This is a genomic window from Ruegeria faecimaris, assembly GCF_900182615.1.
Lineage (GTDB): Bacteria > Pseudomonadota > Alphaproteobacteria > Rhodobacterales > Rhodobacteraceae > Ruegeria > Ruegeria faecimaris.
On the sequence record NZ_FXTE01000011.1, the window covers coordinates 11,892 to 37,593 of the forward strand.

General features: G+C 55.3%; 26 protein-coding genes. 18 read left to right on the forward strand and 8 right to left on the reverse strand.

The window, feature by feature from the left end:
* The 3 genes from FN806_RS15390 to FN806_RS15400 all read right to left on the reverse strand — a co-directional run bounded on the left by FN806_RS15390 (window position 1) and on the right by FN806_RS15400 (window position 2,609).
* The gene (locus FN806_RS15390) at window positions 1-897 is read right to left on the reverse strand and encodes a class II glutamine amidotransferase (RefSeq protein WP_142638722.1); all 897 of its coding nucleotides are present in this window, start codon (window positions 895-897) and stop codon (window positions 1-3) included.
* A 167-nt stretch (window positions 898-1,064) separates the two neighbouring features.
* Window positions 1,065-1,715, reverse strand: coding sequence for a helix-turn-helix domain-containing protein (locus tag FN806_RS15395; protein WP_142638724.1), 651 nt, complete (start codon window positions 1,713-1,715; stop codon window positions 1,065-1,067).
* 186 nt (window positions 1,716-1,901) lie between these two features.
* On the reverse strand, window positions 1,902-2,609 hold the full coding sequence (locus FN806_RS15400) for an IS6 family transposase (RefSeq protein WP_142638726.1): 708 nt from the start codon (window positions 2,607-2,609) through the stop codon (window positions 1,902-1,904).
* A gap of 319 nt (window positions 2,610-2,928) precedes the next feature.
* On the opposite strand from FN806_RS15400, the gene FN806_RS15405 reads away from it, so the two are divergent.
* The 6 genes from FN806_RS15405 (at window position 2,929) to FN806_RS15430 (ending at window position 8,430) form a co-directional block, all read left to right on the forward strand.
* Window positions 2,929-3,984, forward strand: a complete 1,056-nt coding sequence (locus tag FN806_RS15405) for a tyrosine-type recombinase/integrase (RefSeq protein WP_142638728.1) — start codon at window positions 2,929-2,931, stop codon at window positions 3,982-3,984.
* Window positions 3,985-4,347: 363 nt separating this feature from the next.
* Window positions 4,348-5,532: a plasmid partitioning protein RepA gene (gene repA, locus FN806_RS15410; protein ID WP_142638730.1), complete on the forward strand. Its 1,185-nt coding sequence runs from the start codon at window positions 4,348-4,350 to the stop codon at window positions 5,530-5,532.
* Window positions 5,532-6,500: a plasmid partitioning protein RepB gene (gene repB / locus FN806_RS15415; RefSeq protein ID WP_142638732.1), complete on the forward strand. Its 969-nt coding sequence runs from the start codon at window positions 5,532-5,534 to the stop codon at window positions 6,498-6,500. Before repA ends, repB begins: the two co-directional genes overlap by 1 nt.
* 177 nt (window positions 6,501-6,677) lie before the next feature.
* Window positions 6,678-7,772 carry a helix-turn-helix domain-containing protein gene (locus FN806_RS15420; protein WP_142638734.1) on the forward strand — a complete coding sequence of 365 codons (1,095 nt, stop codon included), beginning with the start codon at window positions 6,678-6,680 and terminating at the stop codon, window positions 7,770-7,772.
* 23 nt (window positions 7,773-7,795) lie between these two features.
* On the forward strand, window positions 7,796-8,152 hold the full coding sequence (locus tag FN806_RS15425) for a CopG family ribbon-helix-helix protein (RefSeq protein WP_142638736.1): 357 nt from the start codon (window positions 7,796-7,798) through the stop codon (window positions 8,150-8,152).
* Window positions 8,149-8,430 (forward strand): type II toxin-antitoxin system RelE/ParE family toxin, encoded by a 282-nt coding sequence (locus tag FN806_RS15430; protein WP_142638738.1) that lies wholly within the window; start codon window positions 8,149-8,151, stop codon window positions 8,428-8,430. Before FN806_RS15425 ends, FN806_RS15430 begins: the two co-directional genes overlap by 4 nt.
* A 272-nt stretch (window positions 8,431-8,702) precedes the next feature.
* Here FN806_RS15430 and FN806_RS15435 read toward each other — a convergent pair whose 3' ends face one another.
* Both FN806_RS15435 and FN806_RS15440 read right to left on the reverse strand, forming a co-directional pair.
* Complete coding sequence (locus FN806_RS15435) at window positions 8,703-9,629, reverse strand: ornithine cyclodeaminase family protein (RefSeq protein ID WP_142638740.1); 927 nt, start codon at window positions 9,627-9,629, stop codon at window positions 8,703-8,705.
* Window positions 9,630-9,638: 9 nt separating this feature from the next.
* Complete coding sequence (locus FN806_RS15440) at window positions 9,639-10,742, reverse strand: cis-3-hydroxy-L-proline dehydratase (RefSeq protein WP_142638742.1); 1,104 nt, start codon at window positions 10,740-10,742, stop codon at window positions 9,639-9,641.
* A 117-nt stretch (window positions 10,743-10,859) separates the two neighbouring features.
* Between FN806_RS15440 and FN806_RS15445 the strand changes: the two genes are divergently transcribed.
* From FN806_RS15445 to FN806_RS15470, 6 genes are all read left to right on the forward strand, one after another.
* Window positions 10,860-11,897, forward strand: a complete 1,038-nt coding sequence (locus tag FN806_RS15445) for a GlxA family transcriptional regulator (protein ID WP_221929492.1) — start codon at window positions 10,860-10,862, stop codon at window positions 11,895-11,897.
* 222 nt (window positions 11,898-12,119) lie between these two features.
* On the forward strand, window positions 12,120-13,136 hold the full coding sequence (gene dctP / locus FN806_RS15450) for a TRAP transporter substrate-binding protein DctP (RefSeq protein ID WP_221929493.1): 1,017 nt from the start codon (window positions 12,120-12,122) through the stop codon (window positions 13,134-13,136).
* Window positions 13,137-13,213: 77 nt separating this feature from the next.
* Entirely contained in the window at window positions 13,214-13,795 is a 582-nt protein-coding gene (locus tag FN806_RS15455; RefSeq protein WP_142638744.1) for a TRAP transporter small permease, read from the forward strand.
* 24 nt (window positions 13,796-13,819) lie between these two features.
* Window positions 13,820-15,115: a TRAP transporter large permease gene (locus tag FN806_RS15460; RefSeq protein ID WP_142638746.1), complete on the forward strand. Its 1,296-nt coding sequence runs from the start codon at window positions 13,820-13,822 to the stop codon at window positions 15,113-15,115.
* Window positions 15,116-15,161: 46 nt separating this feature from the next.
* Window positions 15,162-16,079, forward strand: a complete 918-nt coding sequence (locus tag FN806_RS15465) for a dihydrodipicolinate synthase family protein (protein ID WP_142638748.1) — start codon at window positions 15,162-15,164, stop codon at window positions 16,077-16,079.
* A 3-nt stretch (window positions 16,080-16,082) separates the two neighbouring features.
* On the forward strand, window positions 16,083-17,606 hold the full coding sequence (locus tag FN806_RS15470) for an aldehyde dehydrogenase (RefSeq protein ID WP_142638750.1): 1,524 nt from the start codon (window positions 16,083-16,085) through the stop codon (window positions 17,604-17,606).
* A 784-nt stretch (window positions 17,607-18,390) separates the two neighbouring features.
* Here FN806_RS15470 and FN806_RS15475 read toward each other — a convergent pair.
* Both FN806_RS15475 and FN806_RS15480 read right to left on the reverse strand, forming a co-directional pair.
* Complete coding sequence (locus FN806_RS15475) at window positions 18,391-18,900, reverse strand: nucleoside deaminase (protein ID WP_142638752.1); 510 nt, start codon at window positions 18,898-18,900, stop codon at window positions 18,391-18,393.
* Window positions 18,901-19,037: 137 nt separating this feature from the next.
* A complete protein-coding gene (locus tag FN806_RS15480; RefSeq protein WP_142638754.1) occupies window positions 19,038-19,715 on the reverse strand; it encodes an ankyrin repeat domain-containing protein in 678 nt (225 codons plus the stop codon).
* A 147-nt stretch (window positions 19,716-19,862) separates the two neighbouring features.
* Between FN806_RS15480 and FN806_RS15485 the strand changes: the two genes are divergently transcribed.
* On the forward strand, window positions 19,863-20,114 hold the full coding sequence (locus tag FN806_RS15485; protein ID WP_142638756.1) for a WGR domain-containing protein: 252 nt from the start codon (window positions 19,863-19,865) through the stop codon (window positions 20,112-20,114).
* 60 nt (window positions 20,115-20,174) lie between these two features.
* On the opposite strand, the gene FN806_RS20505 is transcribed toward FN806_RS15485, so the two are convergent.
* Window positions 20,175-20,396 (reverse strand): hypothetical protein, encoded by a 222-nt coding sequence (locus tag FN806_RS20505; RefSeq protein ID WP_185956720.1) that lies wholly within the window; start codon window positions 20,394-20,396, stop codon window positions 20,175-20,177.
* 228 nt (window positions 20,397-20,624) lie between these two features.
* Between FN806_RS20505 and FN806_RS20510 the strand changes: the two genes are divergently transcribed.
* From FN806_RS20510 to FN806_RS15510, 5 genes are all read left to right on the forward strand, one after another.
* Complete coding sequence (locus FN806_RS20510; protein WP_185956721.1) at window positions 20,625-21,047, forward strand: DUF3768 domain-containing protein; 423 nt, start codon at window positions 20,625-20,627, stop codon at window positions 21,045-21,047.
* Window positions 21,048-21,266: 219 nt separating this feature from the next.
* On the forward strand, window positions 21,267-23,126 hold the full coding sequence (locus FN806_RS15495; RefSeq protein ID WP_142638760.1) for a ParB/RepB/Spo0J family partition protein: 1,860 nt from the start codon (window positions 21,267-21,269) through the stop codon (window positions 23,124-23,126).
* A gap of 177 nt (window positions 23,127-23,303) precedes the next feature.
* Window positions 23,304-23,840: a hypothetical protein gene (locus FN806_RS15500; protein WP_142638762.1), complete on the forward strand. Its 537-nt coding sequence runs from the start codon at window positions 23,304-23,306 to the stop codon at window positions 23,838-23,840.
* Window positions 23,841-24,086: 246 nt separating this feature from the next.
* Window positions 24,087-24,689: a class I SAM-dependent DNA methyltransferase gene (locus FN806_RS15505; RefSeq protein WP_142638764.1), complete on the forward strand. Its 603-nt coding sequence runs from the start codon at window positions 24,087-24,089 to the stop codon at window positions 24,687-24,689.
* Between the two features lie 734 nt (window positions 24,690-25,423).
* A complete protein-coding gene (locus FN806_RS15510) occupies window positions 25,424-25,624 on the forward strand; it encodes a hypothetical protein (protein ID WP_142638766.1) in 201 nt (66 codons plus the stop codon).
* Window positions 25,625-25,702 lie beyond the last annotated feature (78 nt).

The window sequence follows — 25,702 nt, forward strand, 5'->3', positions numbered from 1 at the left end:
TCAGTGGCTCCAGAAATAGACGGTTGCGGGTTCGGGTTCCCAGACCTTGGCGTCTTCGATGCCCGGCAGGTTTACTAGCGCGCGGTATTCGCTGCCAAAGGCCACGTATTGATCAGTCTCGGCCATAACCGCAGGTTTGCAAGCGATGGGATCGCGCACCACGCCGAACCCATCCTTTGTGCCGACCACGAATGTGAAGAACCCGTCGAGATCCTCCAAGCTGCTTTCCAGCGCCTCACCCAGAGTCGCGCCGTTCTGCATCCTCCAGGTCAGGTACGCCGCGCCCACTTCGGTGTCGTTCATCGACTCAACCCGCACGCCTTCGCGCTTGAGCTTGCGGCGCAGTGCATTGTGGTTCGACAGCGATCCATTGTGAACCAAACACTGATCCGCGCCGGTGTTGAACGGGTGCGCGCCTTCCGTGGTCACAGCGGATTCCGTTGCCATGCGCGTATGACCGATCCCGTGGCTGCCGCCCATGGTCGACAGGTTGAAGCGATCTGCCACGTCTTTGGGCAGGCCGACCTCTTTGTAGATCTCAATCGCGGCGCCGTCTGACATCACGCGCAGACCGGGACGCAGATCGCGCACCGCTTGGCGGGCCTGTTCCACCTTCGTGCTGTCCAGTTCCAGAATCGCATGCGTGTCATTGGCCTGCAGAGTAACCTGCGCCTCGATCGCCGCCCCCAGATCAGCGGCAAGCGCGGCGAAGTCCTCCTCAGGCTTGTCCGACTGCACTGTCAGCTTCGCGGCCCCGGCGGCCTCGGCCCCATAGATTGCGATCCCTGCGCTGTCCGGGCCCCGGTCGGTCATTGTGACCAGCATATCCGTCAGCATCGAGCCCAGCTTGGGCTCCAATGTCTTGTCCTTGAGAAACAGACCGACAATTCCACACATCAGCTTTTGCCCTATGAAATTTCATCGAGCCCGACGCTAACAGCGCGAGGCGAGAAAAACAACTATAAGAAATAAATATTCATGTGGGGAAACTATCGCGCGAGACACTCACATCCGCCAACCGCTAGGACCGATGGCCGCCCGGCTCGAAGAACAATAGGCAAGACTTAGCTGGTCTGCCGATAAGAAATGATCGACAGGTATTTCGCTGGCAGCTTCACCAGAACTTCTGGCCCGTGCGGCGCGTCGGCATCAAAGAAAAGCGTGTCACCGGGCTTCAGGGCATAAATGCTGTCGCCGTGGCGATAATCCACCTCACCTTCGAGCATATAAAGCATCTCGATCCCGTCATGCTGGAATGTCGGGAACCGGTCAGATTCCTCGGTTAGCGTGATCAGATAGGGCTCGACCACCACGCCACTGGCATTAGCCCCAAGATGGCCCAGAAGGTTATACTGATGCCCGGCCCGTGTGCCCGCCCGCTCGGTTTCGACCCCCTCACCCGCTTTGGTATGCACTGCGTTTCGGGTTTCTTCATAGCGGCGAAAAAAAGAGGTAATCGGCGTGCTAAGCGCATCTGCTAAAGATTGCAGCGTGGTCAGCGACGGTGAGGTCGCCCCGTTTTCGATTTTGGACAGCATGCTGATCGACAGGCCAGTCAGAGCGGATAATTCGGCTATCGTGATCCCCTGCTGCAATCGCAACGCCCTAATTTCGCGTCCGATTGCGGTTTCCAGATTCTTCTCACCAATGTCCCGAACCTTATGCGGATCCTGCGACAGGATCGCTTTTTCATCGGTGGTTTCCGCCTGCGCCATCGCGGTCCTCTTGATCGCTTGTGGTGTTTGAACCAACCATGACATAAGAGCGACCGTTTTGTGTAGCTGGTCTTGCCAGGAAATTTTTATTCACCATAGTATCCGCCGGACTTGCATCTCAAAACGCCTGGAAGGTGCTGTCAGACAAATTCGAACAAGTCTCAGCTAGGCCAGTATAGCTGCCATTTATGCCGCACCAAGTTCGCGCCACTCAGCGAGAGCGGCGGTGCGTGCCAGCTTGAAGGTATCTCTGCTGGTTAGCGATCTTTCCTGGTTGAAGTGGTTGTAGATGGAGAAATGGATGGAGGCGAATTTCTGTAAACTTCGCATGCGCCTGAAACGTTGCATGGCGCGTTCGCGTCGTCGGAAAAGAAGGTGTGAATTCTCGACGCGGTTGTTGAGCCACCTGCCCGTCTGCTGTTTTTCGGTTGCACCAAGCTCTCTGAGAGCGGCCCTGTATGACGCGAAGCGATCCGTTACAACTTTATCCGCTGTACCGTGTCGTTTCATCAATTTCTTGAGGAATTTCAATGCTGCCTGCTTGTTTCGACGTTTGATGACAACGGCTTCCAGCACCTCGCCTTCGTGATCAACAGCCCGCCAAAGATAATGCCGCTTGCCATTCACCTTCACGAAAACCTCGTCCACGTGCCACTTCCATTTGGAGAACGCGCGCAGCTGCTGAACTCGCCTCCGTCTGATCTCAGCAGCAAACATCGGACCGAACCTGTTCCACCAATATCGGACGGTTTCGTGGCTCACTTCAATTCCCCGTTCATTCAATAGATCTTCCACGTTTCGAAGCGACAATGGGAACCGAACGTACAGCATTACAGCCAAACGAATGACGTCTGGACTGGTCTTGAAGTACTTGAATGGTGACTGTTTAATCATGCACGAAGGCTACGAGAGCACCCTACCCGCCTCAACCCAAGTTCTTCTGACAAAACCCAACAAACGTCAAAATCTATATGCTCGTCAATCCAGACCCAAAGTTTGCGACACATCCCTTCAGTCGACCTAACAGGTACGTTCACAATTTGCGACAAAGCCGCCGAACAGGGATGTGCTGCAGGCGCCTACCCTCTCGCTGCGCAAAATTTGGCTTTTTTAATCGTTACATCCATCGTAACGTCAAACTTCAATCACATCTGATAAGTATCCCTTATCACTTGTAATTGATTTTGCCCGGAATCCGGCGCAGACTGCATGCATGAAACCCCCAGCCCCCTATCTTCCCAGCCCCTCCCCTGCCCTGTCACAGGCGGATCAGGAGGCGCTCACCGATCTCTATGTCCGTGGCACACCCGCCAACACGCTGCGGGCTTATGAGAGGGATTTGCTCTATGTGACAGCATGGAAACAGGCACGGTTCGACGCCGCACTGGACTGGCCTGAGGCCGAGGCCATTGCCCTTGCCTTCATTCTCGATCATGCGCGTGATCTGAACGATGCAGCGCCAGAGGATCGTGCTCCGCAGGCGGCTGAAGCGCTCATCTCGCAAGGGTTACGCAAATCGCTGGCCTGCCCTGCCCCATCCACCCTGGACCGGCGCATCGCCTCCTGGCTGGCGTTTCACCGGATGAAGAACCTCGCTTCGCCCTTTGACGCGCCGCAGGTCAAGCAGGCCCGCGCCAAGGCAAGACGTGCCGCCGCCCGGCCCTCTGCCCCGAAGTCACAACATCCGATCACCCGTGATGTCCTTGAACAGTTGTTGGCCACCTGTCGGGGGTCCCGCCGCGACTGCCGCGACCGGGCGATCCTGATGCTGGGCTGGGCCTCGGGCGGTCGGCGGCGGTCGGAGATTACCGCACTGATGCGCGAGGACGTGTCTCTCAAGGAGTTCGGCGAAAAAAGCCTAGTCTGGATCTCACTGCTGGAGACCAAGACCACCCAAAAGGGCGAAACCCCGCGACTGGTGCTGAAGGGCCGTGCCGCTCAGGCGCTGGTGCATTGGATCGAGGTCGGGCAGATCACGGATGGAGCGTTGTTTCGACCGGTGTCAAAAGCCGATCGAGTGTTGAAGCGCCGCCTGTCCCCGGATGCGATCTACCAGATCGTCAGACACCGATTGAAACTGGCGGGCCTGCCAGAGGGCTTCGCCTCGCCCCACGGGCTGCGCTCGGGCTTCCTGACCCAGGCCGCGCTCGACGGTGCCCCAATCCAAGCGGCCATGCGTCTGTCTCTGCACCGCTCGATGGCCCAGGCGCAGAAATATTATGATGATGTCGATATTGCGGAAAATCCAGCGGCGGATCTACTAGGGTGAGCATTCACCCAATCAGCTCAACTACCCCCTACCCTTTCCTGATACCCTTTTTATCAAGCACCTCGCTCATTCATGACCTCGGCTATCGGCAGGACAGGCTCCACTCAAAGTGGAGCATACAGAGAAGTTTCACGCGAATGCCTGTTTGATTTGCGGAAAGTATACCTCTGAATTGAGAGCCCAGAACTCTCATCTACCGGGTTTACAACTGTAAACCACCCTGCTCTGATACAAAGCGCATGTAGTCTACCGGTCGGCGTAGCCCACAATATAGGCGAAAATTCTTGACTTAGGGCAGTGAATCACGGCTGTTTGTCTCAAGTGGCGCGAAAATGACCACATTCTTTTATTTGAGGCAACTACATGATTCCCGTGACACCACTTACGGCAGATCGACCATCGGCACTCGCCACGGAAATTTCCGAGAGATTGAACTCGGCTATCCGAGAGCATCTTCTTGCGGCCTTTGCACCTGACAACACAAAATCACTGCGCACGTTCGCAGCACCAGAAGCGGCCGAACTTTTGGGCGTCTCAGGTCAATTCATGCGCAAAGTCCACTCAGAAGGTACAATTCCTGAACCAAAAGACGTTCGAAGCGGTCGCCGTTATTATACCGCCCAAGAGATTTGGGAGGCGCGCGAAACGCTTGAGAAGACCTCGCGCAAACAAGGACGCTACATCCCTCGACGGACTGAAGGAGAAAAACTTCAAGTCTGGCAGTTGATGAACTTCAAGGGCGGCAGCAGCAAAAGCACAACAACAATTCACTTGGCTCATTTTTTCGCGCTTCGCGGATACCGTGTGCTGGCCGTTGACCTAGACCCCCAAGGCTCGCTTACATCCATGTGCGGCATCAGCCCTGAAATTGAGTTCGATGGGCTAACGATATACGATGCCATTCGCTATGAAGATCCGGTTAATATGGCAGATGTCGTGCTCCCGACATATTTCCCCGGGTTGTCAGTTGCACCGTCACGGCTTGTTCTTTCTGAATTTGAGACGGAATCCGCCGTCCACTCCAACCCTGACCATCCGTTTTTTACGAGAATACGGAATGCACTGGCTCAAGTGGAAGACGATTTTGACCTTGTTCTTATTGATAGCCCACCTCAACTCGGATTCCTGACCATCGCGGGGATGGCGGCCGCCAGTTCTTTGCTCGTGCCGTTAACACCTTCCATGTTGGACGTGTCTTCGACAGCACAATTTCTCGAACTTGCTGGTGCTTATATGGCTGTCATTGAAGACGCCGGCGCCACTCTTGAATACGACAGCTTCAAGTTCCTGATAACACGTGACGAACCAACAGACGTTCCATCTCAACAGCTAGCTTCGTTCATGCGAGCACTGTTTCAGGACCGCGTTATGTCAGCAACGGCACTGAAGAGCACTGCAATCAGCGACGCCACAATGCTCAAGCAGTCGATCTACGAGGTTGTGCGTTCGGAAATGACACGCGCAACCTATGATCGGGCAAAGAATTCAATGGATGCGATCGGCTCTGAGGTAGAGCAAATGATCCACCAAGCATGGGGACGTAGCTGATGGCTAGAAAATCTCTTCAAGAAATGTCGGGTATAGCGAGCACGATTGCGCGTTCTGGAGTTAAGACTGCAGATAAGCCGGTAAAGGCAAACGCCCCTGCCCTCGGCGCGCTTCAAGGATCCCTTGCCGCAATCAGAGAAATTGACCCGGCTCTTATAGACGATTGGGGGCCGATTGATCGGCTTGGTGAGTTTACAGCTGTAAACCCTGATGAAGATGATGACAGCTTTGAGAGCTTGAAGTCGAGTATCCAAGACGGTGGCCAACAAGTTCCCATTCTTGTCAGAAAATCAAAGTCCGACGGCCGATACGAAGCAATTTATGGGAGGAGGAGGCTCAAAGCCTGTCGTGAACTCGACATAAAAGTCCGTGCTAATGTTCAGGATATCGACGATGCTTCAGCGCTTCTCGCCAAGGGGCTTGAGAATGCTGCGAGGCGCAATCTTTCCTTCTACGAGAAAGCACGTTTCGCCGAGGCGATCCTGACTTCCGGGCATGACACTGCAACAGTGCGGCAAGTATTGAACCTTTCGAAATCAGGGCTGTCTCACCTGACAAAAGTTACGCAACATGTTCCTGCAAAGATTGGTGACATGATCGGCGCAGCCCCAAAATCTGGCCGCCCAAAATGGACCGTGCTTGCAGAACACTTCGTTGCAGGCAAGCTGGCAGAAGATGAAGCTGCAAACCTGCTTGCAACCATTGAGCCATCAATGTCGTCAGATGATCGGCTGGAAATGCTTCTAAAAGCAGCTGCCAAACGTGGTGCGCGACAAAAAGAAGGTGCAGCCGAAGTCAGCCCAATCGAAGGCGTTACAATCAAATCCACCAACGGATCACTAACAGTTTCGGTCAAAAGAACCGGAGCTAACGCTGGCTTCGCTAACTGGTTGGACAAAAACATGGCTGAAATCATCAAGCGCTCACACGCTGAGTTTACAGCTGTAAACGCCGAGAAAAAGAACTGAGGACGAGCAGAAAGGAGGAAGGCAAACAAACAAAACCCCCGAAACCGGAGCTTCGAGGGCTGCTGCGCAAAGCGCAATTCTTAGATTAGACACCTAGAATCTAGCAGCACCCGAATCGCCATACAAGAAAAAACGCTCTTGAGCGAACGGGTAATTTTTGTCTGCCGATAGATAATTATGAAAACACTACAAACATTGGCTCCAAATGGAGCAACCTTGTCGGGAACGGCAGGGCAGGGGATTTGTACGCCAAAAAAATGGATGCTTCTTCGGGCCGTTGAAGAGGCCAGAGAACCTCTTGGGGTAAAATCCACAACTCTCAATGTCCTGAGAGCGATGATTTCCTTTATGAGTGGGGATCAGATTTCTGCGGATCAGGATGATCATCATATCTGCTTCGCTTCCAACGTAGCGATCGCCAAACGAACTCATGTCAGCGTGCAGACTGTTGAACGCCATATCTCGGCGCTGGTTGAGCTTGGGCTTATCCGTCGCGTCATGAGCGCAAACGGTAAACGTTGGGCACGTCGGAACCGACAGGGCAGGGTGGTCACTGCAACTGGACTGTCCTTGATGCCTTTATCTGAACGGCACTCTGAGTTCATCCAGGAAGCCCAGAGGCACGCTGATCGCGTTCTCGAGTTCACTGTACTCCGCGACAAGGTATCGGCCGCTCTGGCGCGCCTCAGAGAGCTCGTAGCAGACGACACCGCGATCTCAGATTTGATGGCCACCGTACGCAATGCTCTGCGTCGCAAACCAGAAGCAAATGTACTAGGCGAACTTCTGGCGGAGATCTCTGTGGAAATCTCCCAGATAAAACAGGCAGACACAGAAAATTTGAGGGCCAATGACCATGAAAATGAGGGGCACAAAGAGGACTCTTTGAATCCGATAGTTAAGAAAGAAAAATATTCTCAGATTCAAGTTTCTCCAGATCAAATGGAGCGCAGCTTTCCACGTTTGTGCTCGGAACTTCGCCTTGCCCGGGATCAGTCGCATTGTGACCGGCTTATGGACGATATCGCCGAGTACCTACGATTTGGTCAGACCTGGTATGCTATGAAATCTACATATGGCCCAGCTCTCCGTTTCATGGTGCTCGGATATATCTTTCAACGAGCTGAGAACATAAAATCTCACCAAGCCTATTTGATCTCACTGATCTCGAAAATCGATCGGGGAGATATGCAACCAACTGCATTGTTGGCGCATGGTTCAAAAATCCGCGGAAGTGCAGGCCATACCCATGATATCTCCTCACGCTCATGAGTTCAGAACAATAGGTGCAGTACATGCCATCGGTCTATTGTGAATTGAATGCCAATGTATTACATTGTACTACACTGCGGAAACAGGTGATTGCGATGAGTACCAGCCCATATTCAATCCGTCTCGACGAAGACCTGAGAAAGACCCTGGAACGGGAAGCTGCGATCGAAGATCGACCGCCTGCACAACTCGCCGTACGGGCAATTAGAATGATGTTAGAATCCAAAGCCGCTAAACGTGCAGCCATTGATGCGGCTGTTGAAAAAGCAGACCAAGGCAAGTTCATCACGGCAGACGAAATGAATGCCTGGATAGACAGCTGGGATACCGAGAATGAACTTTCGGCTCCGGTAGCAAGCGGGCAATCAAATAGCCAATGAAGATTATATTTCTCGAAGATACGGCCCGGGACATTCAATGGTTCCGTTACTACTACACGTCAGTTTTTCCCGAAGGCAGCGAAAAGGCACGAACTCAGCTCAAAGCCATTCAGCTTACTCTTGCAGCCAACCCTTATGCAGGTCACCCGAGTGACACACGCCGAGACATACGGGAGCTTTCAGTGCCGCGAACCCCATTCACGCTGATCTATCGTGTAATGCCCACCCAGATAGAAATTCTGCGTCTCTGGGATACCCGCCAAGGCGCGGATTACTGAAACCAGGGTTTGAATACTGGTGGTATATAGCGAGCGGGGTAGGGGGCAAGCAACCGAACCTGTTTTGTTATTCGACCTCTAGCTTCTGCACAGACGGCGGATTCCGGACTTTCTCTGCATGAGCGAGCCGATCATGGTGCAACGTTGAAAGCCGACATACACATTTGCTGCAAGCCAGGAATTTCTCTGCACCGCCGCATGGCGGCTGAGAGCCCAATTTCGCAAATGCTGCGAGATGCATGAATGGCCGCAACGCGCTTCGCACTAATTTTTTATTGCATGTTTTTCAACAGTGCCGCTGCAACCATCAGATCCAAATGCGCGCCGCCGGCATTCTTGTAGAGGGTGATGTCTTCGCTTTGTCGCGCCGGAGCATTGATCGCCATATCGTACAGATCGCCTTGCACGTCTTCCGTGGTCAGAACGCCGCTCGCGATCGGCTGGCATAGGTCGCCCGACCCGTCAACGGCGGTAGGGCGGTAATCCACAAAAACGCGGGCCTTGGAGATCAGTTCATCATCTGCTTCGCGCATGGTTGGGGTGAAACCGCCAACAAGGTCAACATGGGAGCCGGGCCTGATATCGTTGCCGCAAATCAGGGGCGTCTGAGCGCCGGTTGCAGAAGTGATGATATCGGCGGAAGCGACTGCCTCCTCAAGATTGGAGACAATCGTTGTTGTATGACCGCGCCCGGACAGTGCCGCTTGGAGCGGTGCCAAGCGTTCCGGTCGACGGTTCCACAACAATACATTTTGCACCCCCGGGCGCATGGCCAGATGTGCATTGGCCAACGCCGCCGCGATTGGCCCCGCGCCAATAACCAGCAGTGACTTGCTGTCCTCGCGCGACAGAAGCCGGGAGCCGAGGGCGGAATCAGCAGCAGTTTTCCAACGGGTCAGTTCAGGGCCGTCCAGAACAGCGACGATTTGTTTGCTGCAGTTATCCACAACGACGAATATTGCATGTTCGACAGGGGTGGGGGGCGACCGGTCCTGGTTTGGCGGAAATATCGAGGCTACTTTCATACCCGCGCCAACCCCAGGAAGAATAACACCGCGTCCGAAAAGCGAATACGGCATATCCGAGAGAAGAATATCCTGAACCTGCGGCGGTGGGTAGCGATGGCCGCGAATAAGCGCTTCTATCGCAATATCCCACGTCAGCTCCCTGCGGATGTCATCTGCAGCAATATAGCGCATTCAGTGCCTCTAAGCCTGAATTGAGGCGATAGGCTCGCCCAGCAGGTCCCAATCCGGAGTGACACCCAGGCCGGGTTTGTCGGACATCGACATGAACCCGTCCTTGATCACTGGCCCGCCTTCGGCAATGGCATGCGTGTGATACTCGTGGAAGGTCGAAGACTGGAAATGCAGATCGCGTGGTGTGGCGTGGGCCAGATGCGCGATGGCGGAATCGCCGATCTCGCCGCACCATGTGTCTTCGATGGTCATGATGATGCCAAGGGTGGCGCAGACATCACGGATGACGCGGGATTTGGTGAGCCCGCCCAGGCGGCTGATCTTTAGGTTGATCGCGTCCATGGCTCGGTCCTGGTGACCCCTTAGAACGGCCTGCAGGCTGCCCATGCATTCATCAAGGATCATCGGTTGCCGGGCATGATCGCGCACCACACGGCATTCTTCGTAGGTTTCGCAGGGCTGTTCCAGATAGAAGTTGAGATCGGCCACCGCTGCGGTCACGCGCACGGCATCATGCTGCCGCCAGCCGCAATTGGCATCGGCGCCAAGGCGGTTGCCTTCCCACAGCTTGTCGACAACCTTGTGAATGCGCAGGATGTCTTGGTCGGCGTTTTCGCCAACTTTCATCTGAAACTGGTTAAAGCCTTGTTCCTGATAGGCGGTGATGCGTTCGGCCATTTGGTCCGGGTCGGCGCGCGACACGACCTTGAACAGGCGTACCTCATCCTGAACACGCCCGCCCAGCAGGTCACAGACCGGGCGTCCCGTAACCTGACCCAGAATGTCATAACAGGCGACATCAACAGCGGATTTCACGTAGGGGTGCCCTTTGAGCAGCTTGTCCATCAGTAGGTTGATTGCTCCGACATTCGTCGGATCCTGCCCGATCAGGCCCGGTCCCATCGTCACGATCCCGGTGCGCGCGCCCTCGGCATAAGCCGGTAGATACGCGGGGCCTAGAGGGCAGATCTCACCGACGCCGGTCACGCCTTCATCAGTGAGGATTTGCACGACAGTGCTGTCAAAGGCAGCAAAACTTTGATTGGCCCAGGAATAATGGCCCTCTTTCATCGGCAAGCTGACCTGATACAGGTTTATCTGCGTGATTTTCAATGGTCTTTTCCTTTTCCAAGTTGTGCCGATCCGTGCGCCAGTAAGTATTGTCTAGATGCGAGTGAAGTGAATAGTATGTAAGGGTCAAAAACTTGTATCTTTTGTTGGCGTGAAATCATGAGAAACCGCGAGAGCTATCAATGGGTCGGCCCAACCATGCCGAAGCCAGATATTGAAACGCCGCTGAAAGTGGGCATTGTCCCGACTCCTGACTTTACGCTCATGTCGTTTTCATGTCTTGTCGAATATCTACGTCTGGCGGCGGATGAAAGCGACTATAGCCGACAAGTTTATTGTTCCTGGGATGTCCTTGCCGCAGACAATGCGCCGATCCGATCCAGCAGCGGATTATATATCCTTCCGACGGCCAATATTGGCGATCTGGAAGCGTATGATGTTTTGGTTTTTCATGGGGGCATTGTCCATTCGGAACGGGCGGTGCCCGCTTATATTTACGAGGCCATCGAGACGGCGATGCGGTTGAATGTTCCGATTGTTGGCCTGTGCACCGGTCAATTTATGTTCGCCGAGTTGGGGCTTTTGGACAAGCGTCGTTGCGCAGTGCATTTTTCACTGGAACCAGTGCTGCGGCGGCATTTTCCTGAAATTACACCAATTTCCGACCAGCCAGTGGTAGATGATGGCCAATTTGTCACCTGTCCGGGCGGGCTGGCTTCGATTAACCTTGGGACGCACCTTGTGTCGCGCCATTGCGGGGCGGCGCGAGCCGAGAAAGTTCTGCATTACCTGATGGCGGAAAAGAGAAGCATTTTTGATACCCCCGGCGATCAGCACCACAGCTTCATCGGCGAGCAATGCTCAGATCGCCGTGTTGTGAATGCCATTGGGATCATGCGTCAGCGGATGTATGAACGTTGTGACATCTCCGACATTGCCATGCAGGTTGGGACGACCAAGCGAGAATTGACAAGACTTTTCAACAGACATCTGCGCGTGCCTCCGGCCACCTATTGGCGCGACATCCGATTGTCTTCGGCACATTGGATGATTGTTAATACGGATCGCTCGGTGACGCAGATCGCTTATGAGTGCGGCTTTACCGACAGTTCGCATCTTATTCGGTGGTTTCAAAAGCGATACAAACTAACCCCAACGGCACTACGGCGCAGCAACAGCCGTATTGGTGTACATTGACAACCTACCAATAATTGTCCCTTTCGTACAATTAACGATCCAACATCTGCTTGATAAAAACACGTAGCAGGTTGGGATTCATGAGTGTTTCTCAGTCGCGTCTGATCCTTGGGGGGAAACAAGGCCGATAACTTATACAAGGTTGCACTGCGCCGTCGGCGTGCCTGCTAACCCTGTTGAGTCGCCAGCCCGCCTTGGAAGAACTGAAACAGGAGGAGAAACATGTTGAACCGGTTCAAAAAAACGGTTGCGATTGCGTCTCTGGCGGCGATGTCGGCAGGTAGCGTATTCGCGAGCGACGAAGAATTCACATTCAAAATAGTCAGCACCGCCGGGGATGCGGATTCGCCTCAGGGCAAATCCATCACCATGTGGGCGGAGCGTATGTCGGAACTGTCGGATGGCCGGATCACCGGGCAGACTTTCTTTCAGGGCGAGCTAGGCGGCCAGCAGGAAGTATATGACCAGATGCTGCGCGGCAATGTGGACATGCTCCTGGAGGTTCCCCAAACGTCCTATGACGAACGCATCGGCGTTATGAACCTGCCATATCTGGTCAGCACATGGGAAGAAGCCAATGAAGCCTTTTCGGAAGGCGGCTGGATCGAAGAGATCGTGAACCCGCTGTTGGCCGATACCGGTGTTAAGTGGTTCGGTGCTTATCCCGAAGGGTTTGGCGGTGTCGCGACTGCAGGTGGATACGCGACAAACTATGAGGACGCCAAAAATCTCAACATGAAAGTGCGCGCCCAAACCTTCTTCCCGATCCCGCAAACTATCAACGCGATGGGCTTCCAGGCGGTTCCGATTGATTGGAACGAAGTTTACACCTCGATCCAGACCGGCGTTGTATCTGGTGACTCGGGCAACGTGATCTATTGGGACTATGAGTATTTCGGCGACGTGCTCGATTATTTCGTGGCCACACAGCACCGGTTCAACTTCTCCGGTGTAATGATGAGCAACGAGGTCTGGAATTCACTTGATATGGAAGATCAGGCGATCGTCTCGCAGGCGGCGCAAGAAGTGATCGACAAGCAATTCGCGGAAGCCCGTGCCGAAGACGAGAAGTGGATCAAGACCGCTCAGGAAAACGGCATGGAATACATTGTTCCGACTGACGAGGAAATCGGATCATGGGCAAAGGTGGTCCGCGAACAGGTCTGGGGCGAAGCCGAGGCAGTAATCACCACAGAGATCATGGACAAGGTTCGCGCAAGCGCACCTGCGTTCGAATAAGACTCTCTGACGTGATGTGAAATACCCTGTCTCCCAGCGTGTTCGGGAGACAGGACTATTTATGGGAGGTGATCACAATGAGCAAGAAACCAAGCGGCATTTTGGGTGTGGTGCTGAACGCAATTGACCTTTTTGACTCGGTTTTGACGGCCATCGCAAAACCGGTTGTCTTTGTTCTGGGCATGGTCATTGCCGTTGCCTTTGCGGGTGGAGTATTCTTCCGTTCGATTGTGGGTACGCCGGTATTCGGGCTTGAAGAGATCATCCTCCTCAGTGTGATGTGGTTCTATCTGATAGGCGCGGGCCTTGCGTCTAGTGAACGCTCGCATTTGTCGGCGGATTTCATTCCCCTGATTTTCACAAACAAGAAAATCGTGCAGGCCATTGCGCTGTTTGCGACGACCATCTCGTTGGTCCTGTCGGTATTCATCCTGCTCTGGAGCCTTGATCTGTTTAGCTGGGGTGTCGCCAAAGGACAGGCCACTTCGGTTTTCCGTGTGCCCTGGTACATTTCTCAATTCAGCCTGGTTGTAGGGTCGATCCTGTTTATCGTCTATCTGACACGGGATTTTCTGCATGACCTTTTGGTGCTGATTTATGGGGAGGAGGATGATGCGCAGGACGCCGATTCATCCCAATCCTCACAGCACTGTCTTTGAGGCAGGTATCGAAAGGAAGTTTGAATGGGTGCTCTGCTAGCCATTGCGGTTGTTGTTATTCTCATGATCCTGGGTGTGCCCGTTGTCTTTTCCTTCGCGGCAATGGCTTTAACACTCTCCGTGATTTATGACGTCGATATTTCCAGCCTGATGACCACAGGTTTCTGGTCAGTCAATTCCATCATTCTGGTTGCATTGCCGCTTTTCATTATGACGGGCTATATCATGCAGGTCGGAGGCATCGCCAAACGCCTGGTGGCCTTTGTCGAGGCCCTCGTTGGCGGATCGCGCAGCGGAATGGGGGCGTCGATGGTTGTGGCCTGCGGTATTTTCGGAGCGATTTCGGGTACCGCGTCGGCCGCCGTTGCATCGATCGGCAAGATTATGACCGACCCGATGGAAAAATACGGCTATGACCGTCCGTATACCGCTTCGCTTTTGGGGGCATCGTCACTACTTGGCTTGCTAATACCGCCCAGCATCACGATGATTCTTTATGCGGTGGTGACGCGGCAATCGGTGGCGGCCTGTTTCCTGGCAACAGTGGGGCCCGGGCTTTTGTTGATTGTTGTTCTGATCATCTACAACTCCATACGGATGCGTCGCGTGGGTGGGCTCGAAGCGCCCAGACTGCCTCTGAACGAACGTGTGCGCGAAATCGGCACCACCGGTTGGTACGCCATCCCGGCGTTGATGATGCCGATCATCATTCTCGGAGGCATCTATTCAGGGACATTTACCCCCACCGAAGCGGCCGCGATAGCCGTGGTCTATTCGATCCCTGTCGGTTTCTTTGTCTACAAGGAACTGGATATCCAAAAACTGTTCCGCTGTATCGTTGAGGCCGCGGCGACAACGGGTGTGATCCTGGTGATCCTGATCTTTTCCTTTATCGCCAGCCGGATATTTACGCTGGAGCGGGTTCCACAGGAAATGACCGAACTGCTGTTTTTGTTATTCAAGAACAAGATTGCCATTCTGATTGCGGTAAACATCTTCTTGATCTTGCTTGGCATGATCATGGATGACATTTCGGTCATCGCTATCACCAGCCCGCTTCTGTTGCCGGTTATGGTGCAAATCGGAGTGGACCCGATCCAATTCGCCGCGATTATCGGGGTAAGTGTTGTGATCGGGTGCAATACCCCGCCGATGGCGCCCATTCTGTTTATGACCTGCCGCGTCACCAATGTTGGCATGTCGCAGGTGATAAAACCAGCCTTGTCGCTGGTGGTTTTCACCGCACTGCCGGTACAACTCGCGGTAACGTTCTGGCCGCCACTGTCTCTCTATCTCCCAACGGTATTGGGTTACATGTAGCCCAATGAACAGCCCGTTGATTAATAACCAGAAAGCTGCATGAAACATGACTCCCCTGTTCAAATTTGAAGGGATCTACACCCCGGTGGTGACCCCATATAGCGCCGATGGCAGCGTCAATAGGGACGCCCTGTCGGATGAGATCGAATACCTGATTGAGAATGGCGTGCACGGCCTGATCTCGGGGGGGTCGACCGGCGAGAACTATGCCCAGACCGTAGAAGAACGGCTGGAGCTGGCGCGGTTCACGCATGCGCAACTGAAGGGCCGCCTGCCGCTGGTCGTGGGCACCGGAGCGATGCTGACACCGGATTCCGTGGCGCTGGCCTCGGGCGCGCGTGAAATCGGCGCCGATGCGATCCTGCTGGCCAGCCCGCCCTATTCAGTGCCGACCGACCGCGAGAACGCCTTGAACGCACTGGCCATCGACAAGGCCGCCGACCTGCCGGTGATGCTGTACAATTACCCGCACCGCACCGGTTCGATGATGAGTGAGGAGTTTCTTGATCGTGTGGGCCGCAGTCGCAACTTCTGCGGCATCAAGGAAAGCTCGGGGGATATCAACCGGGTACACCTGTTGGCGCGCGACTATTCGCATATCCAACTGGGCTGCGGCATGGACGATCAGGCGCTGGAGTTCTTCGCCTGGGGTGCGCCGTTCTGGGTGTGCGGCGGGTCGAACTTCCTGCCCGCCGAACATGTGGCGCTGTACAATGCATGTGTGATCGAAGGCAATTTTGCCAAGGGTCGCCGGATCATGTCTGCCATGATGCCGCTGATGCGAGTGCTGGAACAGGGTGGCAAGTTCATCCAGACCATCAAGCATGGCGTGACCATGAACGGGATCGACGCAGGCGCAATGCGGCCCCCTTTGAAGGGTTTGAACAAAGACGACAAACGCGCGCTGGAACAGGTGACGCGGGTGCTGAAGAAGACAATCGCAGATATCGTGGCAGAGGAGTAAGGCATGGAATTGCTGACACAGGACGAATACAAATCCATCGCCGCGGGTCTGACCCTGCCCACCGGTGCCTTCATTGATGGCGCGTACCGCCCGGCGATCTCGGGCAACGTATTTGAAACAGTGAACCCCGCGAAAGGTGAAAAGCTGGCCGACATCGCGGCCTGCGACGCAGCGGATGTAGATTTTGCCGTCGAAAAGGCGCGTGAGGCGTTTGACGATGGCCGCTGGTCGAAACTGCACCCGTCCGAGCGCAAGGATGTTCTGATCCGGCTGTGCAAGCTGATGACCCGCAACGCCCGTGAACTTGCGGTGATGGAGAGCATCGACAGCGGCAAGACCATCTATGACTGCGAAACGGTCGATGTGCCGGAAACCATCCATTGCCTGCAATGGCACGCCGAGGCGATCGACAAGATCTACGATCAGGTTTCGCCTGCCAGCGACGACCACATCGCCATGGTGGTGCGGGAACCCATTGGCGTTGTCGGACTGGTGCTGCCGTGGAATTTCCCATTGCTGATGTTGGCGTGGAAGATCGGCCCAGCGCTGGCGGCGGGGTGTTCGGTGGTGGTGAAACCGGCGGCGGAAACGACTCTGACCGCTTTGCGACTGGCCGAACTGGCGATGGAAGCCGGGTTGCCGCGCGGCGTTCTGAACATCCTTCCCGGCGGTGGGGCCGAGGTTGGTGAACCTATGGGGCGGCACATGGATATCGACATGGTATCCTTCACCGGCTCGACAGTCACCGGCAAGCGGTTCCTGAGCTATTCGGCGGAAAGCAACGCCAAAGAAGTGGTGCTTGAGATGGGCGGCAAGAACCCCGCCATCGTGATGGAGGACGCCGAGAACCTGGACCGGGTGGCGGCGCATATCGTCAATGGCGCTTTCTGGAACATGGGCGAGAATTGCTCGGCCTCGTCGCGGTTGATTGTGCATAAGGATGTGAAGGCAGAAGTGTTGGAGCGCATTGCGCATCACGCGAAACAGTGGAATATCGGTGACCCGCTGGACCCGGAAACCCGTATGGGCGCACTGGTCAGCGAGGCGCATTACACCAAGGTGTGCGGCTATCTGGATCAGGCTGAAAACGTTTTGATCGGTGGCAAGGCCGACGCTGTAAGCTCTGGTGGTAAAGCCGCCGGGGGCTATGTCGAGGCCACCGTGGTCGAGGTGCCCGGCAACGATGCCACGCTGGCGCGCGAGGAAATCTTTGGACCCGTCCTGTCGGTGATCGAAGTGTCGGGCTTTGATGAGGCCATCAGGATGGCCAACGACACCGACTATGGCCTCTGTGCCTCGATCTTCACTGCCAACGCCAAACGCGCCATCCGGGGCGCGCGGGCCATCCGGGCGGGGACGGTGACCGTCAACTGCTTTGGTGAGGGCGACATCACCACGCCCTTCGGCGGCTACAAGCAATCCGGCTTTGGCGGGCGCGACAACTCAGTTCATGCTCACGATCAATACACCCAGTTGAAAACCATCTGGATCGATCTGGCTGACGACGCGGACGAGGCCGTCGAATAATTGCCGCAGTCAATAAGTGGCCGCAAATCAAAGAACTCGGTGTACGGCAGGTCTTTTGAAGCGAAGTCGTTTGGGCAACAATTCCCACGAATGACATAATTCATAGACACCGAGTTCTGATGATTATTGGCCTGAGCAGGCGGTGTTCAAAAAAGAACGTTGCGCAGGCGGGTTAAAACAGAGCTGTCTGGATACAACGATCCGTGTTATCATATGTTCTCCTTAACGCCGAATATGCATGCTCGGGCCAGTTGGGCCATGACGTATCTATCGTTCCGCGAGCCTGTAAGTACTTTGGGTTATTGGGCGTTGGTGCACTTGAGCAATATTGATGCCGAACATGAAGCTTATGACAAGTCGGACTGAAGTCAGACAAGTTTCCGAGAGCTACGGGTTTCGAAAAGCAGACATTGACGCACCCGCAGCGAATTCACACTTGTCCGCTACTGAATCGTTGGAAACGCCTGCGGCGAAAGCACGGATCGAATTTTGTGACTCAGCAGGGCGTTGAATGACCGCTCTGGCGACTTTGGATGCAACGCAGCGGCCAGCGTACCGCATCCGCAAAATGATGCTGCGTCAGCAATAGCCGCGTGAGCAAAAGGCGGGAAAGTCCGCACTGTGTGAATTCAGCATGACCTTAATCTTGCTCTCGCAGCGAACGGCAGGTTCGACGGGCCGCACCGCAGCGGAGGAGACCGGTGGTCAACGGCGGTTGTGGGCCGGACTTCCCACCGTGGGAGGCGAATGCAAAATGAAACGTTGCTGATGGCTGAGAACCATACTAACTGCAAAGCTTCGGGGAACTTGCGCTCGTGATTTTCCGGCCGTAGAACATCAGGCGGACTCCAGCCCAGTATGCCGCGGCTTCACACATGGGACATGGTCGGGAGGATGAGTACATGACCGATCCGGTCAAATCTCGGTGATTAAGGCGTCGCGCGGCATCCCTGATCGCGGCCATTTCAGCGTGGGCCGTGGGGTCTTGATCCAAGATGACCCTGCTCCATGACTGGCCAATAATGACATTGTCGCGCACCACAACTGCGCCATACCCTTGATCTCCATGGTCAATCGCATACTGACGCATCTCGAAGGCGCGCTCCATGAATGAGGCATCTTTGGGATCACTTGGCTGAGGTATAGCGTCGTCCGCACCCGAAGAAGTTTGGCCCAGGACAGAGCCACTCAAGCCGACCGTCAGCGCGCCAAAGCCTGATGCAGCAAGAAAGCTGCGCCTCGCGCAAACAAGCGCGCTGTAGCCGACCTGTTTACTTTTTCCGATCTTGTTCATTTTGCCGTTGTCCTTGGGATGTCTTCATCTTTGTCGCCACTCTACCACGCCGAGACCTTGACCCGAGGTCGGTCATATCCAAGCTGCCATCGGTGCCTGTCCGGTGAAACTCACCGCTTCCGCCTGCCGGACAGGCCTCAATCCTCTGTTCTCAGCCGCTCTGCCATCTCGGAAAATCCGCGAAGTTCGGCGTGTTCGAGTGGGGTAATTCCGTTACGATCGGCAAGCGATCTGTCAGCACCCGCAGCCAATAAGGCATCCAGAACCGCAAGATGATCCGGGCCGCCGTCGCCAAGCACAACGGCTTCGATAACGGCTGTCCAATGAAGATTGTTCACATGGTCCAGAGGCGCGCCGGCGGCGATCAGCCGTCTGACAATCTCGACATGACCGAGATGCGCGGCCGCGATAAGAGCGGTTCCGTCATAAGGGCTGGTCGTGAGGCCGGGATCGTTGCCGAGCTCAATGGCGAGCGTCATCAGTTCCGGATCATTTGCAACGGCCGCAATCGTGACCACGTCGTAGGCCTGATCTTCAAGTGCATTCATGTCGGCGCCAGCCTCAGCCAGTGCACTCAATGCCTCGTCCTCTGAAGCAAACGCGGCCACATGGGCTGGTGTGCGACCCCACGAGTCCCGCGCGTTGACGTTTGCCCCTGCCGCAACGAGTTGCCGGATCATTTCTTCGTTGCCGGTGTGAGCGGCTGCGAAGAGACCGTCGTATTGCGCGACCTCATCAGCCGAAGGCGGTGTCTGCGCCGCACCCGCGTTGGCGGCAAGACCCATCACGAAAGCAAATAGTAGAAAACGAAACATGGCAGATCCTATTACCTACATATTGGTCAGCTATAGTAGTAGCGGATGCATTCGATGTCATTTTCCGTTCAGGATCAGGGTCCTTTCCCGGGAATTGATTTCGCAATGTCATTGGACAGAAGGGCTGAATTGACCGACAATCGCGTCATGGAACTGACAGCAACGACACCTGTCCACCTGATCCATGTGGACCCCGACGTTAACATGGCGCGGTTCTATGGAATAGAGTTGCAGCCGACGTTGTTTGGCGAAGTTTCTGTTCTTCGTACCTGGGGACGTATCGGCACAAACGGGCAAGCCATGTTGGTGACGTACGAAGACGCAGCCCAAGCTAGTGAAGCGCTTCATAACCTTGAAAAGCAAAAGCTCCGACGAGGGTATGTTCCGGTCGGTGAGTGATTTCGGGCTGCGGCCTTTGTCCCTTGGCAAATCCCGAGCCAGCTGGCTCGTGACCGGGCTCTAGGTTTCAGTCGGCATGCCGGCTTCCACCCAGAACACCCCAGAATGATCTCCCTGTCCCAGTAGCCCCTGAACCGTCTCTTGCGAGCCGGGCAGGGGCTTTGGGTCATGGTCGGTCCATGCCGTGGTGATCTGCCCGTTCGGGTGACGATCCCTTTTGCGCTCCCGCAGGATCAAAGATCCTTTGGCTTCTTTTTTGTTGGTCAGGCGGGATTTGGGCAAGCCAAACGCCCCCCCGACGTCAGGGGGAAGGCGCGGCCTCCCCCCTCGGACAAGACAAATAGACAAGACCGTGTCCTCGCGCGTTGCGCTGCGGGCCGCACCACTCTTGTCGATTTGTCCTGTCTCGCCCCTCTCCGCGTTCGCCACGGGGCAGGTTTTAGAGACGACGCCCTTTCAGGGCTCGGCTCAAAACCAGCACCAAAGGGGATCAGCCCCGGAGGTCACACCATGAGAGGAGAGACGGTTTTGAACCTTGAGACGACAAATGACATCGAAAATGACACCAGCCTTCAGGCGGCAGAGATTGCGGTCCAGAATGACCTGTTTCGGAAAGCCCTGATCGATCCGACTGCAGCCATTGAGATGCAGTCCAAAGGCATTCAGGGGCAGGTGTTTGTCACGCCCGGCGTGTCAGGCGAAGGGATGGAGTTCCAGACCGCAGCTTTGAAGGCGGTGGCGTCGGATGACCAGTTCGATGAAGGCAATGACCCTTATGGTGATCACACATTCGGGACGGTGATCGTCAGCGGCCAAAAGCTGTTCTGGAAAATCGATCTTTACGACGCGGATTACACATACGGCTCCGACCGCCCGTTTGACCCCGCAGTGACGCGTCGCGTCCTGACCATCATGTGCCCCAGCGAATACTGATCCCAATCCCAAACCAGAAAGGAGGTGAACACCATGAGCAATGAAATCTTGCAGCAGCGTATCGCAGAAGCGTGGGCGCTAATCAGGAAGGGCGATGACTTCGACATCGGACGCCGCTTCCTGATCCAAAACGCAGCCGTTTAAGCGGCCTCGCTCTACCCCCACGAGGGGTAGGGCACCCTTAACACAAAGCAAAACACTCAAACAAGGATTTGCCCCATGAGCAAACTCGAAACATTCACCGCACCGGAAATCATCGAAGCCATCGCCCTGACCGATCTCTACCTGTCTGAATTGAACCCGCGTCAGGAGGTTTCTGAGGAAGGCATTGCCCTGCTGGCCGACAGTCTGGTCATGTGCGGCCTGATCCAGAACCTCAGCGGTCTGCGCGACGCAGATGGCAAAGTCGCCATCGTCGCCGGTGGCCGCCGCTTGCGAGCTCTGAACATCGCCGTGACCGAACGTGCCGATCTGGCACAGGTGCCGGTCAAAGTCACGGATAATCCGTTTGTGGCCGAGCAATGGGCGAATGCGGAAAACACCGCCCGTGAAGAACTGGACCCGGTGGACGAGGTCCGCGCCTATGGCAAGATGGCGGAGAAATCCCTGTCTGTTGCCAAGATCAGCAACGCGTTCGGCGTGACCGAAGCCCATGTGCGCCGCCGCCTCGCATTGGCCGGTCTGCCTGCCGCCGTATTGGACGCGCTCAAAGCCGATGAGATCAGCATGGGGCTGGCCAAGGCCATGACAGTCAGCACCGAGGAAGAGAAAATTCTGGAGGTGCTGGAACAGGCCAAAGAGTGTCGGTGGTTTAGTGAGCATGATGTCAAACAGGCCCTGACCTCTGAGGCTGTCAGCAGCACCAACCGCAAGGCTGTGTTTGTCGGGCAGGAGGCTTATGTTGAAGCCGGCGGCACGGTCACCACCGATCTCTTTGCCGATGAGACCCTGTTCAATGAAGGTGAGCTACTGGACCGTCTCTTTGCTGAGAAACTGGCGACAGAAGCAGAAAAGCTGCGCGAAGCGGAAGGCTGGGACTGGGTGGACACCCATGACGAAAGCTACATTCCCTATCGGTTCTCGGGAAGTGAAGGCATGCACCGTCTGGAGATGGTGAGCCGGGACTTCACCGAAGAACAGGCCGAGCGGTATGACGAACTGGCCGAACTCTATGAGGCTGAGGCTCTGGATGAAGATGGCGAAAAGGAGCTTGCAGCGCTCGAAGACTATGCCGCGCCGTTTTACTCCGACGATCAGCGCATGCTGTCCGGTGTGTTTGTCTATGTCGGCAACACTGGCGAGATCAAAACATCCTCGGCCTATGTCGCGGCGGAACATCTCCAGGCCGCCATTGAGGCCGGTATTCTGGCCCCGGTCAAAGAGTCCGAGGCCAAAGAGAAACCAAAACCTGCCTATTCGCAGAAGTTCATCGACGACATGGTGGCGATCCGGCTGGCGGCGGTTCAAACGGCTTTGCTGGACAAGCCTGACTATGTGCTGAGCCTGTTTGCGTTCTTCACCACCCCGGCCTCCGGTCTGACCAGCACCTTGTTTGGCTTTGGCGGCGCTGAACGGAATACGCCGGAAATCGACGACCAGTTCATCCTCGACCCGCGTCTTGGCGGGGAGCGGGATGCGGCAGCAGAGGCAGCCTATGATCAGTTCCACGAAATGGCCGCACAAGGCAACGTAGAGGCGTTCAAAGCGTTTCGCGATCTGGGCAAGAAGACCCGCAATGGAGAGATCACAGCTTTTCTGGCCCGGCGGTTCCTGACCCAACGCCCGGAGTTCATGGGCGAGATCGAGGCTGAGATTGGTGCCGGCATGCGCGCGATCTGGACCCCCTCTGCTGAGAACTGCTTCAAACGGCTGAAAGGCTGGCAACTGGATGATCTCTACAAGGACCTGCTGGACCTGCATGGCGACACGGATATGTTCAAAGCCTTTGCGAAATCCAAGAAAGGCGCGAAGAACGAGGCGATGCACAAGCTGTTCAACGATGCAGAACATCAGGTGGCATTGGGTGTGTCAGAGGCACAGAAAGCGAACATCGACGCTTGGGTGCCGGATTGCTTCTGAACCCAATGGGGCAGGGCGCACAGCGCCCTGCCTATCAATCTCTGGCTGTGTCATCCTCAATGAGGAAAACTCAAAGTGGCATTGCGTGAACACCCCGTCGCGCATAGCTAACAGAGGTCGGTCACCCGGCTCATTCTCAAAAGCGATCACTTGATCAAAACGGATTTGGATAGACCCATGGACACCACTTCGAACAAGCTCGAAAAAGCCGCTCGCCGTGTCTGGAAATCCGCGCAGATGTTTGTCGGGTTTCATACGGATCAGAAGGGCAAACCGCGCGAACAGCCAAAGCTCTGGTCGCCGAAAAACGGGAGCGCGTCGATCCATGGTGACCCCAGCGCGCAAGAGGCCATCGTTGTTGTGAAAGCGGCTGATCCAGAGGCGGCACAGGACGTGCAGATCAAGCTGCATCCGAACCGTATTGTTGTGCGCCGCGATGCGGAAATGTGGTGGCAGGGTGTCGCCGTGGATGAGCATTCTGTGACGGTCCGCATGGCCGACAACACGATCATCGAAATCCGACATGACGGGTCGGTCATACGCCGCTCGGCGGAAGATGAAACCCATGTTGAAGCCGATGGCAGTATCTTCAAGTTCACCGAGTTTGCCGAGGCGCATATGACGGGTGACGGGGTGGAAATGACCCGCCGCACCGAGGATAGGATCGCTACGATATCAGCCGACGGTGTTGTCGATCGCGCGCGCAAGCGTTAGCCTGGTTTCAATACCTCGAGACTTTCCTTCGGTTAAACTTGTGGCCCGCTTCGGTGGGCCTCTTTCTTGCGGGAAAGATTGTCGGCAGAGGCTTGCCGAAGTCGCCTCTATTCCTTCCATATGCCGTTCCAAACCCATGTTGACTGTTGTCGCCAACCTAGCCAATGTCGCGCGTTCGTATCGATGCGTCTGCCTCAGCGTAGATGTGTTGGAGCCGATGAAATCCCACAAGGAAGCGTAAGCAACATGACCGATGACTGGAACGACTATGCGGATGGCTGGGACGACAACAGCGACGTTAGACGCTACGCAAACCACGCTTTTGCCTCGCTCGACGACCACTTGAATCTTCGTGGGAAGGATTGGCGATCAAAACGCGTGCTCGACTTTGGATGTGGTACCGGATTGCTGGCGGAGAAAATTGCACCGCATGTGGCGGAAGTTTTCGCGGTTGATACTTCGGAGAATATGATTGACGTCCTTCAGAACAAACAGCTGCACAATGTCAGGGCCGTTCACGGAGATATGCTGGCTGGAGATGTTCCGGAATTAGGGAATGAGTTTTCAGAATTCGATTTGATCTGCGCGTCTTCCGTTTGCGCCTTTCTTCCAGATTACAGTGGCGCCGTGGCAGTACTGGCGGGTTTGCTCAACAAGGGTGGGCATTTTGTGCAGTGGGATTGGCAAGCGTCAGATGATGACGGCTTTGGATTGACGCTGAATCAAATGAAGGCCGCGCTGGAGGCGGCACGACTAGGCTCCATTCGGGTCGAACAAGTATTCGAAATCAATTCTGATGCGCGGACGATGCCGGTTTTGATGGGAGCGGGCATTCGCAATCCGGAATGAATTTGAGTGTGGATGGGTGACAACCAGTGCGTCCAGTTAGCCGGCCATTGATATTGCTCAAGTGCGTTCAAGACTTTCGGATGAACAGGTACCCTTTCCTTGAAAGCTTCGTGCTCCAGTTCGCCCGATGAGCCTGGACCAGGCAATTCTGCTTCTGGCAGCGAAGCTCAAGTCTGAGTGGTGGCGGAAGTTATTTGGTCAGATTCCACCCCGCCAAATTGAGTCCGGCTGATCACCTGATCCGCGCAAGCGCGGACTAGGGCCGGACCGTCCGGTCTTTGGCCTCCGCCAATTCAACAGGGCGACTTGCACCGCTAGCGGCCCTCCATTCTTTAGGACGAGTGTCATACCGGTTGAGAAAGGACACCCCGCACTCCGCACTCGAAACTGTGCGCCGCGCCTGCGTCGGACCGAAGCAATGTTGCTGCCATAAACTACATCGCTACGTTCAAATGACCCGCGTGCAACGATCCCAGAAATTTTTGCCTTTTCACTTGGCCTGACAGTTTCAAACTCGTTGCCTCAGAAAATCCTAGGCTGCCGTGTTTCTGAAGGGATGAACATAAGCGGGCAGTCGGGGAAGACGCGCGGTGCCCGGTCCGGGCATCGCGCTTCAACAGGGGATTTCCCCTGCGCCTGCGGCGCATTCCGCGCGGACCAAATTCCCTGCTGACGTCCCCTTGATGCCCGCTTTTCCCATGTTCACCGAAACACGTCATAGCGAGGATCAAACAATGGCAACTCAAACTCTGAAACTGAACGTCAAGACCGGTGAAAAAGAAGGCAAAAACTTCTGGGATCGTTGCGGGGTTCTCTTCGTCAACACCGATGAGACTGGCAACATCACCTCGATCCAGGTCAAGCACAGCATGTTCCCCGGCGTCGAGATGGTGGCCTTCCCGAAGCGCACCGATGACGATCCCGTCACCGAATGACATAAGGGCAGGGCGGCACAAGCCGCCCTTTCTTCTGCTCCGGCCAAAACCCGGACCACAGATGCGCCACGTGTGGCG

What these genes read in the sequence shown, in the direction of transcription:
- FN806_RS15390 (WP_142638722.1), bottom strand. Translation starts at nt 897, where the DNA reads ATGTGTGGAATTGTCGGTCTGTTTCTCAAGGACAAGACATTGGAGCCC.
- FN806_RS15395 (WP_142638724.1), bottom strand. Translation starts at nt 1,715, where the DNA reads ATGGCGCAGGCGGAAACCACCGATGAAAAAGCGATCCTGTCGCAGGAT.
- FN806_RS15400 (WP_142638726.1), bottom strand. Translation starts at nt 2,609, where the DNA reads ATGATTAAACAGTCACCATTCAAGTACTTCAAGACCAGTCCAGACGTC.
- FN806_RS15405 (WP_142638728.1), top strand. Translation starts at nt 2,929, where the DNA reads ATGAAACCCCCAGCCCCCTATCTTCCCAGCCCCTCCCCTGCCCTGTCA.
- repA (WP_142638730.1), top strand. Translation starts at nt 4,348, where the DNA reads ATGATTCCCGTGACACCACTTACGGCAGATCGACCATCGGCACTCGCC.
- repB (WP_142638732.1), top strand. Translation starts at nt 5,532, where the DNA reads ATGGCTAGAAAATCTCTTCAAGAAATGTCGGGTATAGCGAGCACGATT.
- FN806_RS15420 (WP_142638734.1), top strand. Translation starts at nt 6,678, where the DNA reads ATGAAAACACTACAAACATTGGCTCCAAATGGAGCAACCTTGTCGGGA.
- FN806_RS15425 (WP_142638736.1), top strand. Translation starts at nt 7,796, where the DNA reads ATGCCATCGGTCTATTGTGAATTGAATGCCAATGTATTACATTGTACT.
- FN806_RS15430 (WP_142638738.1), top strand. Translation starts at nt 8,149, where the DNA reads ATGAAGATTATATTTCTCGAAGATACGGCCCGGGACATTCAATGGTTC.
- FN806_RS15435 (WP_142638740.1), bottom strand. Translation starts at nt 9,629, where the DNA reads ATGCGCTATATTGCTGCAGATGACATCCGCAGGGAGCTGACGTGGGAT.
- FN806_RS15445 (WP_221929492.1), top strand. Translation starts at nt 10,860, where the DNA reads ATGAGAAACCGCGAGAGCTATCAATGGGTCGGCCCAACCATGCCGAAG.
- dctP (WP_221929493.1), top strand. Translation starts at nt 12,120, where the DNA reads ATGTTGAACCGGTTCAAAAAAACGGTTGCGATTGCGTCTCTGGCGGCG.
- FN806_RS15455 (WP_142638744.1), top strand. Translation starts at nt 13,214, where the DNA reads ATGAGCAAGAAACCAAGCGGCATTTTGGGTGTGGTGCTGAACGCAATT.
- FN806_RS15460 (WP_142638746.1), top strand. Translation starts at nt 13,820, where the DNA reads ATGGGTGCTCTGCTAGCCATTGCGGTTGTTGTTATTCTCATGATCCTG.
- FN806_RS15465 (WP_142638748.1), top strand. Translation starts at nt 15,162, where the DNA reads ATGACTCCCCTGTTCAAATTTGAAGGGATCTACACCCCGGTGGTGACC.
- FN806_RS15470 (WP_142638750.1), top strand. Translation starts at nt 16,083, where the DNA reads ATGGAATTGCTGACACAGGACGAATACAAATCCATCGCCGCGGGTCTG.
- FN806_RS15475 (WP_142638752.1), bottom strand. Translation starts at nt 18,900, where the DNA reads ATGAACAAGATCGGAAAAAGTAAACAGGTCGGCTACAGCGCGCTTGTT.
- FN806_RS15480 (WP_142638754.1), bottom strand. Translation starts at nt 19,715, where the DNA reads ATGTTTCGTTTTCTACTATTTGCTTTCGTGATGGGTCTTGCCGCCAAC.
- FN806_RS15485 (WP_142638756.1), top strand. Translation starts at nt 19,863, where the DNA reads ATGGAACTGACAGCAACGACACCTGTCCACCTGATCCATGTGGACCCC.
- FN806_RS20510 (WP_185956721.1), top strand. Translation starts at nt 20,625, where the DNA reads ATGAGAGGAGAGACGGTTTTGAACCTTGAGACGACAAATGACATCGAA.
- FN806_RS15495 (WP_142638760.1), top strand. Translation starts at nt 21,267, where the DNA reads ATGAGCAAACTCGAAACATTCACCGCACCGGAAATCATCGAAGCCATC.
- FN806_RS15500 (WP_142638762.1), top strand. Translation starts at nt 23,304, where the DNA reads ATGGACACCACTTCGAACAAGCTCGAAAAAGCCGCTCGCCGTGTCTGG.
- FN806_RS15505 (WP_142638764.1), top strand. Translation starts at nt 24,087, where the DNA reads ATGACCGATGACTGGAACGACTATGCGGATGGCTGGGACGACAACAGC.
- FN806_RS15510 (WP_142638766.1), top strand. Translation starts at nt 25,424, where the DNA reads ATGGCAACTCAAACTCTGAAACTGAACGTCAAGACCGGTGAAAAAGAA.